12 protein-coding genes are annotated in these 16,700 nt (G+C 57.3%); 4 read left to right on the forward strand and 8 right to left on the reverse strand.

Going from position 1 to position 16,700, the window contains the following annotated elements; translation table 11 throughout:
- Positions 1 to 20 precede the first annotated feature (20 nt).
- Positions 21 to 2,897 carry a TIM-barrel domain-containing protein gene (locus FE783_RS05310; RefSeq protein ID WP_158301638.1) on the forward strand — a complete coding sequence of 959 codons (2,877 nt, stop codon included), beginning with the start codon at positions 21 to 23 and terminating at the stop codon, positions 2,895 to 2,897.
- Here FE783_RS05310 and FE783_RS05315 read toward each other — a convergent pair.
- Genes FE783_RS05315 through FE783_RS05325 form a run of 3 tightly spaced genes read right to left on the reverse strand, consistent with a single transcriptional unit; the run spans position 2,872 to position 8,603 of the window.
- Entirely contained in the window at positions 2,872 to 6,555 is a 3,684-nt protein-coding gene (locus tag FE783_RS05315; RefSeq protein ID WP_138878312.1) for a heparinase II/III domain-containing protein, read from the reverse strand. The genes FE783_RS05310 and FE783_RS05315 overlap by 26 nt on opposite strands.
- 24 nt (positions 6,556 to 6,579) lie before the next feature.
- Positions 6,580 to 7,599, reverse strand: coding sequence for a Gfo/Idh/MocA family protein (locus tag FE783_RS05320; RefSeq protein ID WP_138878313.1), 1,020 nt, complete (start codon positions 7,597 to 7,599; stop codon positions 6,580 to 6,582).
- Positions 7,599 to 8,603: a Gfo/Idh/MocA family protein gene (locus FE783_RS05325; RefSeq protein ID WP_138878314.1), complete on the reverse strand. Its 1,005-nt coding sequence runs from the start codon at positions 8,601 to 8,603 to the stop codon at positions 7,599 to 7,601. Before FE783_RS05325 ends, FE783_RS05320 begins: the two co-directional genes overlap by 1 nt.
- 330 nt (positions 8,604 to 8,933) lie before the next feature.
- Here FE783_RS05325 and FE783_RS05330 point away from each other — a divergent pair, with 330 nt between their 5' ends.
- Positions 8,934 to 9,842, forward strand: a complete 909-nt coding sequence (locus tag FE783_RS05330; RefSeq protein WP_138878315.1) for a LysR family transcriptional regulator — start codon at positions 8,934 to 8,936, stop codon at positions 9,840 to 9,842.
- A gap of 25 nt (positions 9,843 to 9,867) precedes the next feature.
- Positions 9,868 to 10,641 carry an MBL fold metallo-hydrolase gene (locus tag FE783_RS05335; RefSeq protein ID WP_138878316.1) on the forward strand — a complete coding sequence of 258 codons (774 nt, stop codon included), beginning with the start codon at positions 9,868 to 9,870 and terminating at the stop codon, positions 10,639 to 10,641.
- Positions 10,642 to 10,733: 92 nt separating this feature from the next.
- Here the strand turns inward: FE783_RS05335 and FE783_RS05340 are convergent, their stop codons facing one another.
- The 5 genes from FE783_RS05340 to FE783_RS05360 all read right to left on the reverse strand — a co-directional run bounded on the left by FE783_RS05340 (position 10,734) and on the right by FE783_RS05360 (position 15,283).
- Positions 10,734 to 11,165, reverse strand: a complete 432-nt coding sequence (locus FE783_RS05340) for a methylglyoxal synthase (RefSeq protein WP_138878317.1) — start codon at positions 11,163 to 11,165, stop codon at positions 10,734 to 10,736.
- A 244-nt stretch (positions 11,166 to 11,409) separates the two neighbouring features.
- On the reverse strand, positions 11,410 to 12,174 hold the full coding sequence (locus FE783_RS05345; RefSeq protein WP_138878318.1) for an amidohydrolase family protein: 765 nt from the start codon (positions 12,172 to 12,174) through the stop codon (positions 11,410 to 11,412).
- A 33-nt stretch (positions 12,175 to 12,207) separates the two neighbouring features.
- Positions 12,208 to 12,957, reverse strand: a complete 750-nt coding sequence (locus FE783_RS05350) for an amidohydrolase family protein (RefSeq protein ID WP_138878319.1) — start codon at positions 12,955 to 12,957, stop codon at positions 12,208 to 12,210.
- 39 nt (positions 12,958 to 12,996) lie between these two features.
- A complete protein-coding gene (locus FE783_RS05355; RefSeq protein WP_158301639.1) occupies positions 12,997 to 14,223 on the reverse strand; it encodes an aspartate aminotransferase family protein in 1,227 nt (408 codons plus the stop codon).
- A 259-nt stretch (positions 14,224 to 14,482) separates the two neighbouring features.
- The gene (locus FE783_RS05360; RefSeq protein ID WP_138878321.1) at positions 14,483 to 15,283 is read right to left on the reverse strand and encodes a carbon-nitrogen family hydrolase; all 801 of its coding nucleotides are present in this window, start codon (positions 15,281 to 15,283) and stop codon (positions 14,483 to 14,485) included.
- A 204-nt stretch (positions 15,284 to 15,487) separates the two neighbouring features.
- Between FE783_RS05360 and FE783_RS05365 the strand changes: the two genes are divergently transcribed.
- Positions 15,488 to 16,690 (forward strand): pyridoxal phosphate-dependent aminotransferase, encoded by a 1,203-nt coding sequence (locus FE783_RS05365; RefSeq protein WP_138878322.1) that lies wholly within the window; start codon positions 15,488 to 15,490, stop codon positions 16,688 to 16,690.
- The last annotated feature ends 10 nt before the right edge of the window (positions 16,691 to 16,700 follow it).

The raw sequence follows: 16,700 nt of genomic DNA on the forward strand, positions 1-16,700 counted from the left end.
AGCGACAAGGGGGTATGCGCATGTGCAGCAATCGTGATTCCATAATCTTTCAAACCGCATCCGGCTCATCCCTATGCGTCGTACCGGTCGCTCCCCATACGTTTCATATCCGCGTCAACCGGACGGGGCTATTCGAAGCGCCGACCCCGCTAACCCGGCTAGGTATCGCGGTTCCTCCCTCTTCTCCGGTCAATTGGCATACGGAAAATGCCGGAGACGTATTGCGTTTGATCACCGATGAAGCCATTCTGCAATTGGATCGCCGTACCGGGAACGCCTCCTTGTACGATAAATCGGACAACATGCTGACCCGGCAAACGCAACCGCCATACGGCGGCGGGGCCGACGGCTTCGGAGCGCAGTTCGCGCTGTCGGAGGATGAGCGGCTGTACGGATTAGGCGATCAATACGACGCTCCTCTAATGAAAAGGGGCCGCGTCATTTCCATAAGCTTGCGCGGCAACCGGGTGCACGCCCCCGTCCCTCTGCTGCTGTCGAGCAAAGGATGGGCGCTTCTGGTCGATACCGATGCCGAGCATGAGTTCGACGTCGGCCGATCGTCCCCGGACGAGCTTCGGTTTCACGGAAGACGCGGGGAGTTGGCCTACTATTTGATTGCGGGCGGGACACTCGCGGAGCTGCTCGGCAAACAAGCCCTCTTGACCGGCCCTTCCGTGCTGCTCCCCCTATGGGCATACGGCCTCAGCTTCATCTGCAACCAGCAGGCGGCAGCCCGCGATCTGATTGAGGATGCCCTGAAATTCAGGCGCGAAGGCATCCCGTGCGATATGATCGGACTGGAGCCGACTTGGATGGACCGGCCTTTCGACTATGAAGCTCCCGTACGGTGGCACCCCGAGAAATTTTACATTCCGCAATGGATGCCGGAAGGCGCTCACACGTTCATGGGCGCCTTGCAGACGATGGGATTTAAACTGAGCCTGGGTCTGTATTTGCCGGAGAGTCCCCGCGATGGAACCGGATCGGTCACCGATAACCCCACTTGGTACGACTATTTGAAGACGTTCGTCGCACAAGGAGTGCAGGGCTTCAAACTGTGCACTTCCGTGCCCATTCAGGAGCAACGCGTGCCCGCCGATCAAGAGGACGAAGATGCGGCGTCCACTTTGACGATTGCCGGATCGATCGGCAAAGTCATCCAGGAGGGGTACGCTGGACAGACGGGGAAACGGCCGATCATATACACGCCGGTAGGTTATACCGGGGTGAACAAATATGCCGCGATGTGGTCGGGAGGCCGGAATCAGCCGCATTTGTCCGTTCTCAGCTTGGGCTTGTCGGGCATTCCGAATATGGGAGTCGATATGAATCTGCATAACCCCGCAGGGATCCATTTCGGTTTCTTCCAGCCATGGTCGAAAGTAAACAGCTGGGCGTACTGGCGGCATCCGTTGCTGCTCGATACGGACTTGCTGGCTATATTCAAAACGTATGCGAAGCTGCGTTACCGCCTGCTGCCTTATATATACTCCGCCGCCAGCGTCGCCGCCCGCACGGGACTGCCGATCGCGAGAGCGATGCCGCTCGCTTATCCTGAGGATGCCGCGGCCGTTCCGCTGCAAAACCAATACATGTTCGGAGACGAGTTGCTCGTCGCGGTGTTCACCGATCAAGTATATTTGCCGGACGGAGAATGGATCGATTACTGGACCGGCGACAAATATGCCGGACCCGCCCACATTGCGTACCGCACACCGCCGCACGCCGGCGGACCGTTGTTCGTGCGCGCCGGAGCGATTGTGCCCATGTGGCCGGATATGGAACACGCCGGACAGAAGCCGCCCGACCAGATGGAATTGCACCTGTATCCCGGCAGCGACAGGCAATATTCGTTATATGAGGACGATGGAGTCACTCTCGGCTATTTGAGGGGAGAATCGGCGGCAACGGACATCGTCTGCAAGCATAAACGGGACGGCTACCATGTGGAAATCGGGCCGCGTATCGGGCATTTCCGGGATATGAAGGAACAGCGGCATTGGAATTTGTTCATCCATACACGCGACAAACCGGCGATTGTCAAAGTAAACGGGGAACAATGGCGCGAGGCGGCCGGAGCCCGCAAAGATCCGGCGCCGTCGCTCTGGTCGTTCAACCGCAGAGCCGGTCTGATCCGGCTGTCGATCCATGAGGCGGCCGCAGGCTCGCCGCAGTCCACCCGGTTGGAATTGATTTATTCCGCCGAGAAGGAAGCGCGCCGCTCGGAGCCTCAGCCAGCCCGGAACGGCAGCAAAGCGAGGAAAACATCGGGCGAGATCGAGAAAGAGCTTGAAATCGGGCTGGAAACGGGTGATGAAGCCAAGGCGTTGTCCGCGCTTGAGCAATGGTGGGAGGCGCGGACAGCTGGAGACCGTTCGCCGGAAAACATCCGCGAACATTGGCTGTATATGAACGGACTGTTCGTACGTTCCGTAGAGCGCAAAGGAAGAACATTGAGCGAAATGCTCGGGGAGGAGCCCTCGTACCGGTTTCAGCCGGGTCCGGACGACGGAGCGGAGCAAGCCTACGAGACGCTCGCGCAGATGGCGAAAAGTATAGTCGAGTATGACAACAAGCAGCGCGGGAGGACGAACGAAATCGTTCGCCGGGCGACCGGCATCATTATGCAGGAATTGGATCAGGAGCTGTCCCTCCAAGCCGTGGCGGATCGGCTGCATTTGAATTCCTCCTACTTGAGCAGAAGGTTCAAGAAAGAAATCGGCAAGTCGTTCTCCGACTATGTGCTGGAAAAAAAGATGGAGCTCGCCAAGGAGCTCCTGCTGACCGGATCGACCGTCAACGCGACGGCGGACCGGACCGGCTTCAAAGAGGCCAGTTACTTTATTCGCGTGTTCCGTAAATATTGGGGTGTCACTCCCGGGGAAATGAAGCCGTAACGACGTTGTCGATCCGGAACGTGTGGCTCCCCGTCCATTCGCTCCCCGGGTAATACGTCATTCGGGACGGACGGTTCGATGGCGACTCGTTCCCTACTAAGTCCGTGTAGACGAATCCCGGGTCCCCGTCCAAGCCGAGAGCGGTTTGTCCGGCCTGCGGCAGCCGGGTTACGGAGACGACCGGGTAAGCGGCGGTAGATAAATCGGGATGAGTAATGACGACATAACGGCCGACGACGGATTGCGGGATATCGCAATCAACGACCAGCGCATGCTCTCCTCCCGTCCGGTCCGGCATGGTAACGTCCAAGATCGTGCCGGTAATCGGACCGCCTCCTTGTAAGGTATGGCCGCCCGCCGTCAAACGGGTTCCGCCTATCAGCATCATGCGCCGGACCTGCCCGTTCTCGATCCGGATGAATCCGCTCTTCCCCTCGAGCTCCCACTCGCCTGCCCGCAGTGGTTCTCCGCCGTCATTATGCGGAGAACTCATCATAACATCGGTCACATTGCCGTATGTTACAGCCACCACCGCTTGCTTGGTCGCCTCGTCCGACAGCAGTACATCCACCCGCTCGATGAGCGGTTTGCCGCCGGCCGAGTAAGGCTCCATCACATGGACAAACTGGCTGTCCAGCTCGGCTCCTTCCCGGCTGTCCCGCCTTACGATCCACTTCGGCATATCGTACTTGACCGCTTCGCTGTTGCGATCCCCGTCCAAGCCGTTCAGGCGGGTCGATCTCAAGGAAGGCGCGCGGCCCAGAAACAGTCGATTGTTCCCTTTCCCGGCGTATCCGAACACCTTAAGCCCTGCACGAGGTGTCTCTCCGTCGCTCGTAGTCAAAGTCATGTCGTAAATACCGCCCGGCAAATCCGCCGTTTTCACCCGTTTCACGTAAGCATAGGCGTAATATTGATTGTCGCTTGTGCCGCCATAATCGGTTTCCTGCTTCGGCTCGATGATATCCGGTTGTCCTTCCACCAAATACGGTCCATAATCCGTCATCCCGATATTCGCGACGATTTCGGATTCCCCGTTGGCCTCTCCGTTCAATGCATATTCGTGACGCGAGCCGCCGCTTACGCGGAAAAGGTCGACCGTATAGCCTTCGGCAGCCGCCGCCCCTTCGAAACCGATAAACCACAACTCCCGCGAATATTCCTTCAATTCCTCATACGCGGCTTCCTGACGGGCTCGAACGACTTGAACATCCCCGTCGCTTGCGAACATCGCGATGTTCCCGCCATTGTGGGCGCTGCCGGATATCCGGGCGTCCCGTCCGTTCACCGTAACGGTATTGTGTCCGAGCGTGGAAACCGTCCATTGCCGGTAAAACGTGTGCGTATAACCGAGATCGGGCAGCAGCTCCGCCCCGTCCGAGTAAAGCGCAATGTTCAGCGGATCTTTATGGTCGTGACCGTTATTGGGCGAGAAGGTCAAATACAGCTGCGCCTGTTCACGCCCTTCGCCCCGCGTCAGCTTCGCGATGCCCGCCCGCGGCATTATCAACGATCGCGTCGACCGCGGGGTCTCCGCCTTCTGAAAAGCCCACGTATCGTTCACCGGGAAACACTTCCCGTCCGGATAAGCGAGCAGATCGGGCAGCTCCAGCATGCGGGCAAGCTGCGGAACAGCCACCCCGGTATCGAACCGATCGTAGCGCACGCCGTCTCGAGGGCTCTTATAGCCGGCAGAATCGCTCCATCCATCCAAATGGCGGATCGTTTGGATCAACCCGCCGTACGTTTGCCGATGATAAGACAACGAAATTTCTTTCCAGAAGCCGTCCGCCAAGTAAGAGCATTTGACGAACCGCGTCATCCGTTCAACGGCCTCGTGAACATACTGCGGCTCACGTAGCGCCATGCCGAGCCGGATCAAGCCGATCCAATTCGGAAAGTCGACATTGTGCTGCAGCACCGGGTACGTAAGAACGGATTCGAGTGACGGACGCAGCATGCGGTCGACGATTCGGGCGCGAACGTCCTCTCCGGCTTCCTCACTGAGCAGTTCGAAAGCATTCGTCCGGTCGACCTCGAGGAAGGCATCGATCAGCGGCAGCATCCCGTGCATATCCATCAAGCTCCATCGGTCCCACATACCGCCGAAATACGGATACGGCGGCTCGGCATGACCCGGTACCGGATGCTGGACCCAGACCGAGTCGTTGAAGCGAACCCAGCCCTCGTAGGCGACGGCGAAACGGAGCAATAGTCGCGCCGCCCCGAGCGGATCGCCCGCGGCGAGCTTGCCGGTCTCGGCGACGGCATGCTTGCGCTGATAATGCCAAAGATGGGCGGACAAAAAATAACGTCTGCCATGTTCGTCTTCATAGTACGGGTATTCGACCGGCTTTCCCATCCGGTTGAGGACGGTCAGCTTGTTCGACTCCGGGTACCGGTCGTTCGGATAAGACATTCCGTCCTCGTCTACGGATACGATGCTCCATGGCGCTTCCGGCGACCAAGTATAGTTGGCCGAACGAAAGCCGAGCATTGGGCGATGCGGCACACCCGCAGCGAAAAAACCGACTTTGTCCGGAACGAGCCGTTCCAAAAATCGCACTTGCTCCGATGGCGGGGCCGGGGAAACCTGCTTTTTCGGCTCGTCCGGTGCGGATGACGCCAAAACCGTCGAACGTTCTCCCGCAGCGATCAAGTCGAACCGATCGAATGAGATGATCTCGAACCTCTTGTCGATCGGCCCTTCCCCCTCCACGAAAAGCCGGATTTGATACACCCCGTCCTCCAGCGGCTCGGGATGGACGAAATTCAGCGACCACTCCGTGCCCTGCCTGACCGAATCGTACGGTGCGATTACCGATGATCGGCCCCGCGGATCGATCCACGAAACAACGAGTCGTCTCGGATCGACGGCTTCCGGCAAATCGTCGCATTGCAAAACGAGCGTTTTCTCGGTAAAGCCCCTGTACAGCAGCGTGGCCGATGAAGACAGACGGCCCCCCGGAGGCTGTCCGATGAATACGGCGCCGAGCCGACCCTCGTTTGCCACGTACAAATCGAGACGAAATATTCTTTCATCCAAAGGCCGGCGTACATCGTCCATCCGGACCGTCCCCGTTCGGATCGGAACCCAGGAAGTGAGCGGGAGCTCGCTGTCCGGACCGCAATAACGAATGACAGTAATCCGCCACTCCGCACCGATCCTCGTATCGGGCTTGTTCAAGGCGGCCAGCGGAACGGTCGCTTCCGCCCTCCAGCTCCCATTCTCCCCCTTCGCGACAACCGTACGGACGCCTGCTTCCTCACCGAGAGTAATGAACGTTTGCCGTCTGTCCCGCGGCTCCGCCCCCGTCCAATTGTTATAGCCGATCGCAAAAGGATGCGGGCCGAAAGTCACGGCGACGGGAATCGAATAGAACGTGTCCGGGTCGGCTGGCAATACCAACAGAAAGAACAATGATTCCGCCTCGGGAGCGGCTCCCGCCGCCCGATCGCTTTCCGACTCGATATAGAGATTGCCCCGGTCGATCGCCAGCTTCACCCGGGTGTCCGGAACGGCAGGCTCGTTATGGAAAGCCGTTGCGAAGCCTCCGATAGGCGCGGCCGATTCAGCGGTTTTCCCCATAACCGCCCATTTGTCCGTATAAATCCGGACGGCACAATCGCGCCCGCCGATAACATTTTGCAGATTCACACAACCGCCACCTTCCCGAACGATTCATTGTGGAGCCGATGGACGGAGCTCGACGATCCGCTCCTCGGCTGCAGAAATATAGGCAGCTTCCATAAGCTGAGTCAATGCAATCCCCTGCTCGATTGTGATGGCCGGAACTTTATCGTAGATCACATAGTCCGCCCACTGATCAATGGGCGCCGGCAAGCTCGGCGGAAGCTTATCCGGCCGTATCCACCCGGAATGAGGCTCCGAGGGCAGGAGCGAACTGCGGATTTCCATCTGATTTCCGAACAGGAGGCAGCCTTCCGTCCCGTAAATTTCCACGAGCGCCGGGCAGTGCCTGCTGGCGAAGCCGGCTTCGACGACCGCCATCGCCCCGTCCGGATAGCTCAGCGTAACGACGGCATTGTCTTCCACCTCGCGTCCGGTAACGTAGCCGAACCGGGCCGATACCGATGCCGGCATGCCGAGAAAATGATGCACCATAGCCATCGGATGGCAGCCCAGATCGATCAATGCCCCGCCCCCGCACTCCGACTTGTCGTAAAAATGCGCGGGCAGCCAGCCGTCGGGCGCCCCTTCCCTAGGGAGCGCGCCGTCGTGGGCAAGCCGCATGCGGACGAACGTGATTCTCCCGAGGAGCCCTTGATCGACGACCGCTTTGGCATACATCGTCTTCTGATCGCCGAGCCGAGGCAGCGACACGGTAAGTTTGACGCCGTTACGTCTTGCGGCATCCGCGATTCTCTCCGCATCGGCGGTGTGCAGCGCCAGCACTTTTTCCGTAAATATATGCTTACCCGCGTCCGCAGCCGCAATGATCACTTCCGGGTGCATGCTGGAAGGCGCGTTCACGACGACGGCATCCACATCCGGATTTGATAGCACGGCTTGCAAATCTTCGAAATACGGAACGTTCAGCTGCTCCGCCATCCGCATACCGCGATCGGGCAGCTCGTCCCACACGGCAACGATGGCGCAGTCCGACCGTTCGGTCAATTGCTTCGCATATCCTCGCGCATGGACATGCCAGAAGCTGAGTATCGCAATCCGCAGCGCCATTATACGCCCCTCCCCGCCGTGTCCGGTTGACCAGCCGGCTCAACCTTGTAACCGGCAGCCTCATAGATCGCTTCCGTAAATGCAACAACTTTCAAAGCATACTCGCCAGGTACCAATACCTCATGCTTGCCGCGTATCGAATCGATGAAGCTGCGGTCCGGATCGGTGACCGATTCGGGCAGCTCCGGCTCGACCGGATCTTGACCGTTCAACTGCAGCGTGATGCGGCCGTTGTCGTAAAAGATGCCGCCGGCAGCGCCGATGAAGGCGTAAGTTTCTTTCAGCTTGGCGAGCGGCGCCAGCCCGACAATGTTCATGCTGCCAATCGCTCCTTCCGCAAACCGGATGGCGGTAAACGTGTCGACTTCCACAGGCGATCCATGACATTCCAGTTGGACGGACACTTGCTGCGGCGTAAGGCCGGTCGTCCACAGCAGCACGTCGATAATATGGCTGCCGGAATCCATCAGCATGCCGCCGCCGGACAGCTCCGGCATTTGCCGCCAAGTCCCTTCCTGCGCCTGCTTCCAATTCTGATGCAGCGTTGCGGTGACGGATGCAAGCTTGCCGATTACACCGTCGGCAATGGCCGAGCGAATATAGAGAAACTGCGGCATAAAATGCCGTTGAAACGATACTTGCAGCACTTTTCCGCTTTTCTCCGCGACGGCCATTAACCGTTCCGCTTCCTTGGAGGAGCACGTCATCGGCTTCTCGATCAAGACGTGCTTGCCGGCCGAAAGCGCTTCCTCCGCATGCCGGGCATGCAAAGTATGCGGTGAGCATATGATTACGGCGTCGACTTCGCCGATGTTCAGCATTTCCGTATGATTGTCGAATTCCTTGGCCCGATCCAGCCCGAATTTCTGCTTCAGCAGCTGCCTGCCCCGTTCACCCGGATCCGCAAGCGCAACGATCTCCACTCCTTCTAACCGCGACATTCTCATCGCATGGCTGTGGGCGATATTGCCGCACCCGATAAAACCGACACGAATGGTGCTCATGCTCGTTCCTCCCCAGTCGAATTGTTGTTGACGATGCCCATTATACGAAGCCGATCCGGGGCCGACAATGCAATCTGATGCTCTCGAGCAGTACTCTCATTACTGTTGGATGATTAGCGTGACCGATACCCTCGATAACGACACGATAGTACTATTTCGCGGCGCGCAGGCACAGGTTCATCCCCGAATGTTCGCCGACCCGGCGATCGAAGCGAAACTTTACGCAACGAATAATTCATGCAAACTCTTTATGAAAGGAACCCTAATCGTATATGATGGATACGTGCCGCACGAAATGAAATGTCCGACACTACTGGGAGGAAAGCCCGAATGGAATTCAGGCAGCTGCAATATGCGATTCAAATCGCCGCCGAAAAAAACTTCTCGCGGGCCGCGGAGAAGCTGCACATCGCGCAGCCTTCGCTTAGCCAGCAGCTGTCCAAGCTCGAGAAGGAGCTCGGGGTTTTGCTGTTTCACCGCAATACGAACTCGGTCGAGCTGACGCATGCAGGCGCTTTGTTCGTAGAGAAAGCTCAAAAAATCGTCGATATGATCGGTGAAATCCGGCAAGAAATGGACGATATATCCCAATTGCGCAAAGGCAGACTCATCATCGGAAGCATGCCGATCACGGGAGCCCATATGCTGCCGATCGTCCTGCCCGTTTTTCGGGAGCGGTATCCCGAAATCGAAATCGTGCTCGTGGAGGAGACATCCGCCAATTTGACGCAGTTGACCGCGGAAGGCAGAACGGACCTCAGCGTGCTGTCGCTGCCGCTGCTCGAGCATTCGCTAGAATACGAGCCGCTGGTCGAAGAAGAAATCCGACTGGCCGTACCGCCCCATCATCCGTCCGCAAGCATCGCCGCCGACGACGGAACCGTAGACTTGGCCCAGTTCCGGGACGAACCTTTTATCGTGCTCAAAAAAGGGCAAGGACTTCGCCAAACCGCCATCGATTTTTGCTTGGACGCCGGATTCGCTCCGCGGATCGTATTCGAGAGCAGCAATATCGAAACGGTGCAGTCGCTCGTCGCGGCCGGAATGGGTGTCGCCTTTGTGCCCTCGATGGTTGAAAGAGGGAAATGGAGCGAATCGGCACCCGCCTATTTGTCTATCCGCAGCCGGCCGACGCGTACGCTGGTCATTGCCAGAAAAAAGGGCAGGTACGTATCGAAAGCGGCGGAAGCGTTTATCGCAACGATGCAGGAGCTCGTACGCGACGGCGCAATTTCTTGATTTCGCGAAGAAAGGATCGACACGGATGGATCAACTGACGTTTTTGGGTACGGGAGATTCGATGGGAGTGCCCCGGATGTACTGCAATTGTGCGGTTTGCGACGAGTCGCGCACGACGGGGCTCAACCGGAGATACCGTTCATCGGCGCTGCTGCGTACGGAGGAAGGAGAAATGCTGATCGATTGCGGTCCCGACTGGGTGACGCAAATGGAGATGATCGGATTGCGGTCGCTGGAACGGGCATTGATCACGCATCCTCACCACGATCATATAGCGGGGTTGCCCGAATGGTTCGACGCTTGCCGCTGGACCAAAGGAAGAGGAGCGGCTTTCGCTCCGAACACCGTATTCGCAACAATCCGCAGGCAATATCCTTGGCTGGAGAAGCGTCTTTCTTATGTACCTAATGACGGCGGCATGGAATTCGGAGGGTGGCGGATATCGCCCTGGGAAGTTTGCCACGGCAAAAACGGCACGTCGTTCGCCTACCGCTTCGAGAAAAACGGCTATAGCTGGGCTTATTGTTCGGACGCGATTCAACTGACCGAGCAACAAAAAAAGCCGCTTCACGGCTTGAACATGCTGGTGCTCGGCACGAATTTTTACAAAGAAGACGCAAAACCCGAATCGCGTTCCGTATATGACATGACGGAGGCGTTCGAACTGCTGCTGGAAACGAAGCCTGAACGCGTCTATTTTACCCATATGTCGCACGGGGTCGACATCGGAGCCGGATACGCCCTTCCCGCAGGCGTCCAGCTCGCCCGCCACGGCATGACCGTATCGCTGGGCACTTGACGCTACTTGCGGCAGTCGCTGCCAAGCACGTTCGTTCATCCCCGCTCCTCGGGAATCTTCGTCACCCCGGGGAGTTTGCCTACGAGCGGCAATCAGCCTTCCGTGCCGCTTCTGCGTTCCGTACGGTAGCGATGGACGACGTTTCTCCACGCGAGATCGTGACGCTCCAACGATTTGATAAGCAGCTCGGCAGTCGCTATATTAGTCGCAACCGGTACACACTGCACATCGCACAGACGGAGCAGCGCCGTTACATCCGGTTCGTGAGCAAGGGCAACGAGCGGGTCGCGGAGGAAGATGACGGCGTCGATCTCGTTTTGCGCTACGAGCGCTCCGATTTGCTGGTCGCCCCCGAGCGGGCCGGACTTCAATTTCACGACACTGATTTTGGCCTCTTCGGCGATCTTTTGTCCGGTCGAACCCGTTGCGAACAAGGTGTGCTGAACGAATACCTTCTCATAAGCGATAACGAGATTAACCAGTTCCGCTTTCTTAACATCATGCGCGATTAATGCGATATTCATAATGTTACCTCTCCCTTCATCCTCAACGATTAATGTAATAAATCATAACGCGTACTGTGCTTATGCTTGAATATTACATCATTTACAACATGAAATCAATACAAGATGTAAGATTATATAACATGATATTAAAATATTTTTTCAACCATCTCGTTTCGTGTAAGGAAATATAACAAAAATAGACCACCTCTAGTTCGAGGTAGCCTACTCAATTCCCATTATACAACATGCTTCACCGCGGCAATCAGCCATTCTTTGTCAAAACTTTGGCGTTTTCCGCAAAAATGCCCTTCTTCGCCGTTTCGGGAATATCGACCCTATCGACGATACAAAACGAGCTTTTCAAACAATACAGCGGATGCTGCGAGCCGTATACGAGCTTCTCCGCGGGAATCAGCTTGAGCAGCTCCTCCAGAACGAACACTTTGTCCTTCAACCCGCACGTATCGAAGTAAAGGCGCGGCAGCTGATTCGCCGCTTCTTTCAGCGACACGATTTCGCCAAACCGGATGTTCAGCACGACAATGTCCAGATCCGGCTGACCGGACACGAATTTGCCTAGCGAGGCGACGTCGAGCGGCTTCGGTTTCATCAAATAATCGAGGCGCTCGTCTTCCATCCGCTTCGTCACGAACAACGGAAGCCCATGCCGCTTCAGCTCCCGGCACAGCTCGGCCACCGGTTCGTCATTCAGATCGTAATCGTGATAAGTCGGATAAATCCGTACCCCGCGTATGTCGAATCGGCTCAATCCGTCCTCGATATCCCGCTGCCATCCCGGCAGTGTCGGATTCACCGTCAAAACATGCTTATATTCCGTACCGCCGATCAAGGCATGGAGCTCCTCGTCGCCTTCGAACGGGTCATTGTAGAAAATGCTGTTCAGCGAAGCGACATACCCGCCGGTAATGCCGTTCTCGCGGTGAACGCGCCGGAGATCGTCCAGCGTATTTTTGCGTATTTTCCGAAACGGCCAGTGGCCGAGCAGAGCGTTTACATCGGTGTACATCGGTTCCCCTCCTCGAGCTCCGTCGCGCCTCGCTTACCCAACCTTATAGTTCGGATCGAACAACTCCAGCGCGTTTTTGTAATAGATCCGTTCTTTCTCCTCCGGCGATAGATCCGCTTCCTCCACCTGGCCGAAATTGACCAAGTACGTAATCGGCATATCGGAACCGAATACGATTCGGTCGACGCCTACCCGCTCTACCGCATAATCGACGTCGTCGCGGCGAAACGGAGTTCCCGAGAAGTCGTGCCATACGTTGCGGCAGCCGCGGACCGCCTTGATCCCGTGGTAGCAATTTCCTCCGAAATGGGCCATCAACAGCTTCGCATTCGGGTAGCGATTCGCCAGATTGGCGACCTGGGGACCCGTAGTCTCATATTTCAACTGTCCGACCGCTTTATGAAACGAATGGATCAAGATCGGAATATTGGCCTCGATACAAGTCTCGACGAGCGGAAACACGCGCGGGTCGTCGCAAAAGGTCGCCACCCACAGCTTCATTCCGTTCATCCCGTACGTTTCGATCCCGCGCTTCAATACGTCGAGCGCATTGGCATGAGCCGGATTGACGTAGCAATAACCGCTGACCAGGTCCGGCTTTTCCTTCATAAAACGGTATACGTCCGCATTCAGACTGGCGACTTCCGCCTCGTCCGAATAGTGCGATTTCAGCCCAGACACATGCAGCTTCGCTATTCCGAACATGTCGCAAGCACGGAGCAATTCGCGGGTACTGCCTTCGTAATCGCCGCCCCAAATATGGGTATGCACGTCTATGATCATGTCTTACCCCGCTTTCCGCTATTCTTGATGAGTATGCTTCTAAACCGCAATCTCTTTGCAAGCGCGCTCCAAACGCTCCAACGCTTCGGCGATGTCTTCATCCTTATGGCTGAAGTTGACATAGGAGACATTATACAGTGAGACTCCGTTGCGGTAAGCCGCCCGGAAAAACGATTCCCTGACGGCAGCACTTCCTCCGTCCTTCAGCGTAAAGGTCGGACACGGCCAAAAGCCTTTCAGTTCGAGCGGAATGCCGTTCTCCGAGAAAATGGCGTTTAAGTCTCCCCACAGCTTCTCCCCTTGCCTCCACAAGTGTCCGACAACGTCTTGATCTTTGTAGACGGCCAGAGTCGCTTTCGATGCGGCTAGCGAAAGCGTTTCCCCGCCGAACGTGCTGGAGATGACGGCGCCGCCCCGGTTGCATGCGGCCATTACTTCCTTGCTCCCTACATACGCGGACAGCGGCATGCCGTTGGCAATGCCTTTGCTGAACACGGCCAAGTCCGGGTTGACGCCGAAATATTGCTGCACCCCGCCGATCGCGACCCGGAAGCCCGTTACGATCTCGTCATAGATCATCAGCACCCCATGCTTGCGGGTCAACTCCCGGACAGCCGGGTAAAACGTTTCGCCTTTGGCCATTCCCGCATAGTCGGCCGCGATGACGACAGCCGCTATCTCTCCCCCGCAATGGTCGAACCAGCGCTCCAGCGAGGCGAGATCGTTCCAGCCTACGGCGTGATGCAGCCCGCCGAGAGCGGACGGCACGCCGGGGACGCCTTTCCCCGATGCTTGTTGGCCCGGCAGCGATTGGCCGCCTCCCGCCAAGGCGTTCAGCCAGCCGTTGTAGCCGATCTGCACGATACGGTCGCGCCCCGTGTAAGTCCGGGCAATCCGAATAACCGCAGCGAGCGCCTCCCCGCCTGTCTTCAGAAAGCGTGCCTGCTCGGCGCAAGGAATAAGCTCGCACAGCTGCTCCGCCACCTCGGCTTCCAGCGGGTGAGCGTGGCCGAATATAATTCCGTTCGCGAGCTGCCGGCGAATGGCGTCATCGACGTCCGGAAATTGATAGCCTAGCGTAATCGGACCGAGGCCGTTGCGGAAATCGATAAATTCGTTGCCGTCGGCGTCCCATACCCGGCAGCCTTTTCCTTTTACAATAACGGCGGGCTCTTCGGGCAGCAGCGTCGGCGCCTTCGAGCAGGTGCTCGAGCCCCAAGGAATCGCCTTCTCTAGACGCTCATGCCATTGCACGGACGATGTCATATGCATGATTCCCCCATCGATACATATTTATATACATGTTTCCAACCTGTCTATTATTACATCATATCCGGAGGTTCAAGGCAAGAAAAAGATTTGCCGGAAATGGCCGATAGCGGCATCATCCCCCGCGATTTCGTGCCGATTGCGGTTATTTTCGCAGTTGTCGAGAGTATTGGTAGAAGCGGCTCTGTTAGAGGCTGAAATAAGGGCGACTTCGCAGAAAAAGGCGCCTGCTTGCGCAGACGCCGGACTTGACCTCTCAATATAACTCGGGGCGCCGATCCGCGAACACCGGAATGGTCGACCGCACCTTGTCCACGACCTTCAAATCTATGGCGGCCGTCAAAATTTTCTCCGTCTCGTCGCCTTCCGCAACGATTTCCCCCCACGGGTCGATGACCATCGAGTGTCCGAAAAACGACGTCGTTCCGCTCGTCCCTACCCGGTTGCAAGCCACGACGTACATCTGGTTCTCGATCGCTCTTGCCGTCAGAAGCGTTCGCCAATGGTGCAGCCGGGGATGCGGCCATTCGGCGGGGACGAACATCAGCTTGGCTCCGCCGAGAGCAAGCTTCCGGGTCAGCTCGGGAAAACGAATATCGTAGCAAATCATCATTCCGGCCGGAATGCCGTCTACGTCCATCAGCCCGATTTTGTCACCGGCGTGCAAATATTTCTCTTCATCCATTAGGCGGAACAGATGGATTTTCGAATAATCGGCCGTACGGTTGCCGTCCCGGTCAAAAGCGAATATCGTATTGCGGACCTGATCGCCGGCCAGCTCCGAGACGGAACCCGCGATGACGTTCACGCGGTGCTTGCGGCAAAAGCCGGACACAAACTCGGCCGTCCGCTCCCCGCTCCGGTCCGCGATATCGCGGATGCGATCCAGCGCGTAGCCCGTATTCCACATCTCCGGAAACAGGATGACGTCCGGCTTAATCTCGGCCCGTACAGCCTCCTCCATCATTTCCGACAGCTTGGCGAAATTGGCATCCGGCTCTCCTATGGCGATGTCCATTTGCAGCAGAGCGATGTTCAATTGTTGTTGATCGGACATGTTCGGTTTCACTCCTTCTATAATCTGGCTCCGGTAAGCTTTCTATTATTTTAGTCGATCGGGCGCCGATGAGCAACGAGCAGGCCGCCACGTCGTTAACCGTATCGGCCGCAAGCCGATGAAAAAGAGTTGGAAATGAGGCTCCGGACGGGTATAATCAGAGATATCGCCCAACTATAAGTCTACCATTCGGAGTGAAATAGGATGAATTTACCCGCCAACACGACTTCCGCTTTTCCGATCGAAGCGGCCGACCGGCTTAAACGGCTGCCGACACAATTTTTTGCCTCTCTTGTCAGCAAAGTGAACCGGCAAATCGCTCTCGGGCACGATGTGATCAACCTCGGCCAAGGCAATCCCGACCAACCAACTCCCGCGCACATCGTAACCGCCCTGCAGGAGGCGGCGCCGGATGCGAAATATCACAAATATTCCCCGTTCAGCGGGTACGGTTTTCTGAAGGAAGCGATCGCCAAGCGCTACCTCGAAGATTACGGCGTGCAGCTCGATCCGGAAACCGAGGTCGCCATTCTGTTCGGCGGCAAGACGGGACTGGTCGAAATCAGCCAATGCTTGTTGAACGCCGGTGACGTCTGCCTCGTGCCGGACCCGGGCTATCCCGACTACTGGTCGGGCGTGGAATTGGCCGGCGGCCGCATGGCGTTTATGCCGCTGCGGGAAGGCAACGATTTTCTTCCCGACTACTCCGCCTTGTCGCCGGACGATGTGAACAAGGCGAAGCTGATGTTCATCAATTATCCGAACAATCCGACCGCCGCTTGCGCACCGGCCTCCTTCTACGACGATACGATCCGGTTTGCGGCGAAGAACGGCATCGTCGTGGCGAGCGACTTCGCCTACGGCGCCATCGGCTTTGACGGCAAACGGCCGGTCAGCTTCCTCGAACGGCCGGGAGCCAAAGAAGTCGGCGTCGAATTTTATACGCTGTCGAAAACGTACAATATGGCCGGCTGGCGCGTAGGCTTTGCGCTAGGCAACGCCGAAGTCGTGAGACTGATCAATTTGATCCAGGATCATTACTATGTAAGTCTGTTCGGGGGGATCCAGGCCGCCGCCGCGCACGCTTTGACCGCTCCGCAAGACTGCGTGCGGCAGCTGAATGCCGTGTACGAGAGCCGGCGCAACGCGCTGTTCGGCGCTTTGGCCCGGATCGGCTGGGAGGCGAAGCCTTCCGAAGGCTCCTTCTTCGCTTGGCTGCCTGTGCCGAAGCGGTACACCTCGGCCGAATTTGCCGACCTGCTGCTGAACGAAGCTCACGTGATGGTCGCTCCGGGAATCGGCTTCGGCACGCATGGAGAAGGCTATGTGCGCGTCGGCCTGCTCTCGTCCGAGGAACGGCTCGAAGAAGCGGTTCGGCGAATCGGCGCGCTGAATTTGTTCGGTTGAGGATATTGCG

This window comes from Paenibacillus mesophilus (genome assembly GCF_005938385.1).
Lineage (GTDB): Bacteria > Bacillota > Bacilli > Paenibacillales > NBRC-103111 > Paenibacillus_AB > Paenibacillus_AB mesophilus.

Excerpts from the sequence above, each read along its gene's own strand:
- FE783_RS05310 (WP_158301638.1), top strand. The coding sequence starts at position 21 with ATGTGCAGCAATCGTGATTCCATAATCTTTCAAACCGCATCCGGCTCA.
- FE783_RS05320 (WP_138878313.1), bottom strand. The coding sequence starts at position 7,599 with ATGGCGCTGCGGATTGCGATACTCAGCTTCTGGCATGTCCATGCGCGA.
- FE783_RS05325 (WP_138878314.1), bottom strand. The coding sequence starts at position 8,603 with ATGAGCACCATTCGTGTCGGTTTTATCGGGTGCGGCAATATCGCCCAC.
- FE783_RS05330 (WP_138878315.1), top strand. The coding sequence starts at position 8,934 with ATGGAATTCAGGCAGCTGCAATATGCGATTCAAATCGCCGCCGAAAAA.
- FE783_RS05335 (WP_138878316.1), top strand. The coding sequence starts at position 9,868 with ATGGATCAACTGACGTTTTTGGGTACGGGAGATTCGATGGGAGTGCCC.
- FE783_RS05340 (WP_138878317.1), bottom strand. The coding sequence starts at position 11,165 with ATGAATATCGCATTAATCGCGCATGATGTTAAGAAAGCGGAACTGGTT.
- FE783_RS05345 (WP_138878318.1), bottom strand. The coding sequence starts at position 12,174 with ATGTACACCGATGTAAACGCTCTGCTCGGCCACTGGCCGTTTCGGAAA.
- FE783_RS05350 (WP_138878319.1), bottom strand. The coding sequence starts at position 12,957 with ATGATCATAGACGTGCATACCCATATTTGGGGCGGCGATTACGAAGGC.
- FE783_RS05355 (WP_158301639.1), bottom strand. The coding sequence starts at position 14,223 with ATGACATCGTCCGTGCAATGGCATGAGCGTCTAGAGAAGGCGATTCCT.
- FE783_RS05360 (WP_138878321.1), bottom strand. The coding sequence starts at position 15,283 with ATGTCCGATCAACAACAATTGAACATCGCTCTGCTGCAAATGGACATC.
- FE783_RS05365 (WP_138878322.1), top strand. The coding sequence starts at position 15,488 with ATGAATTTACCCGCCAACACGACTTCCGCTTTTCCGATCGAAGCGGCC.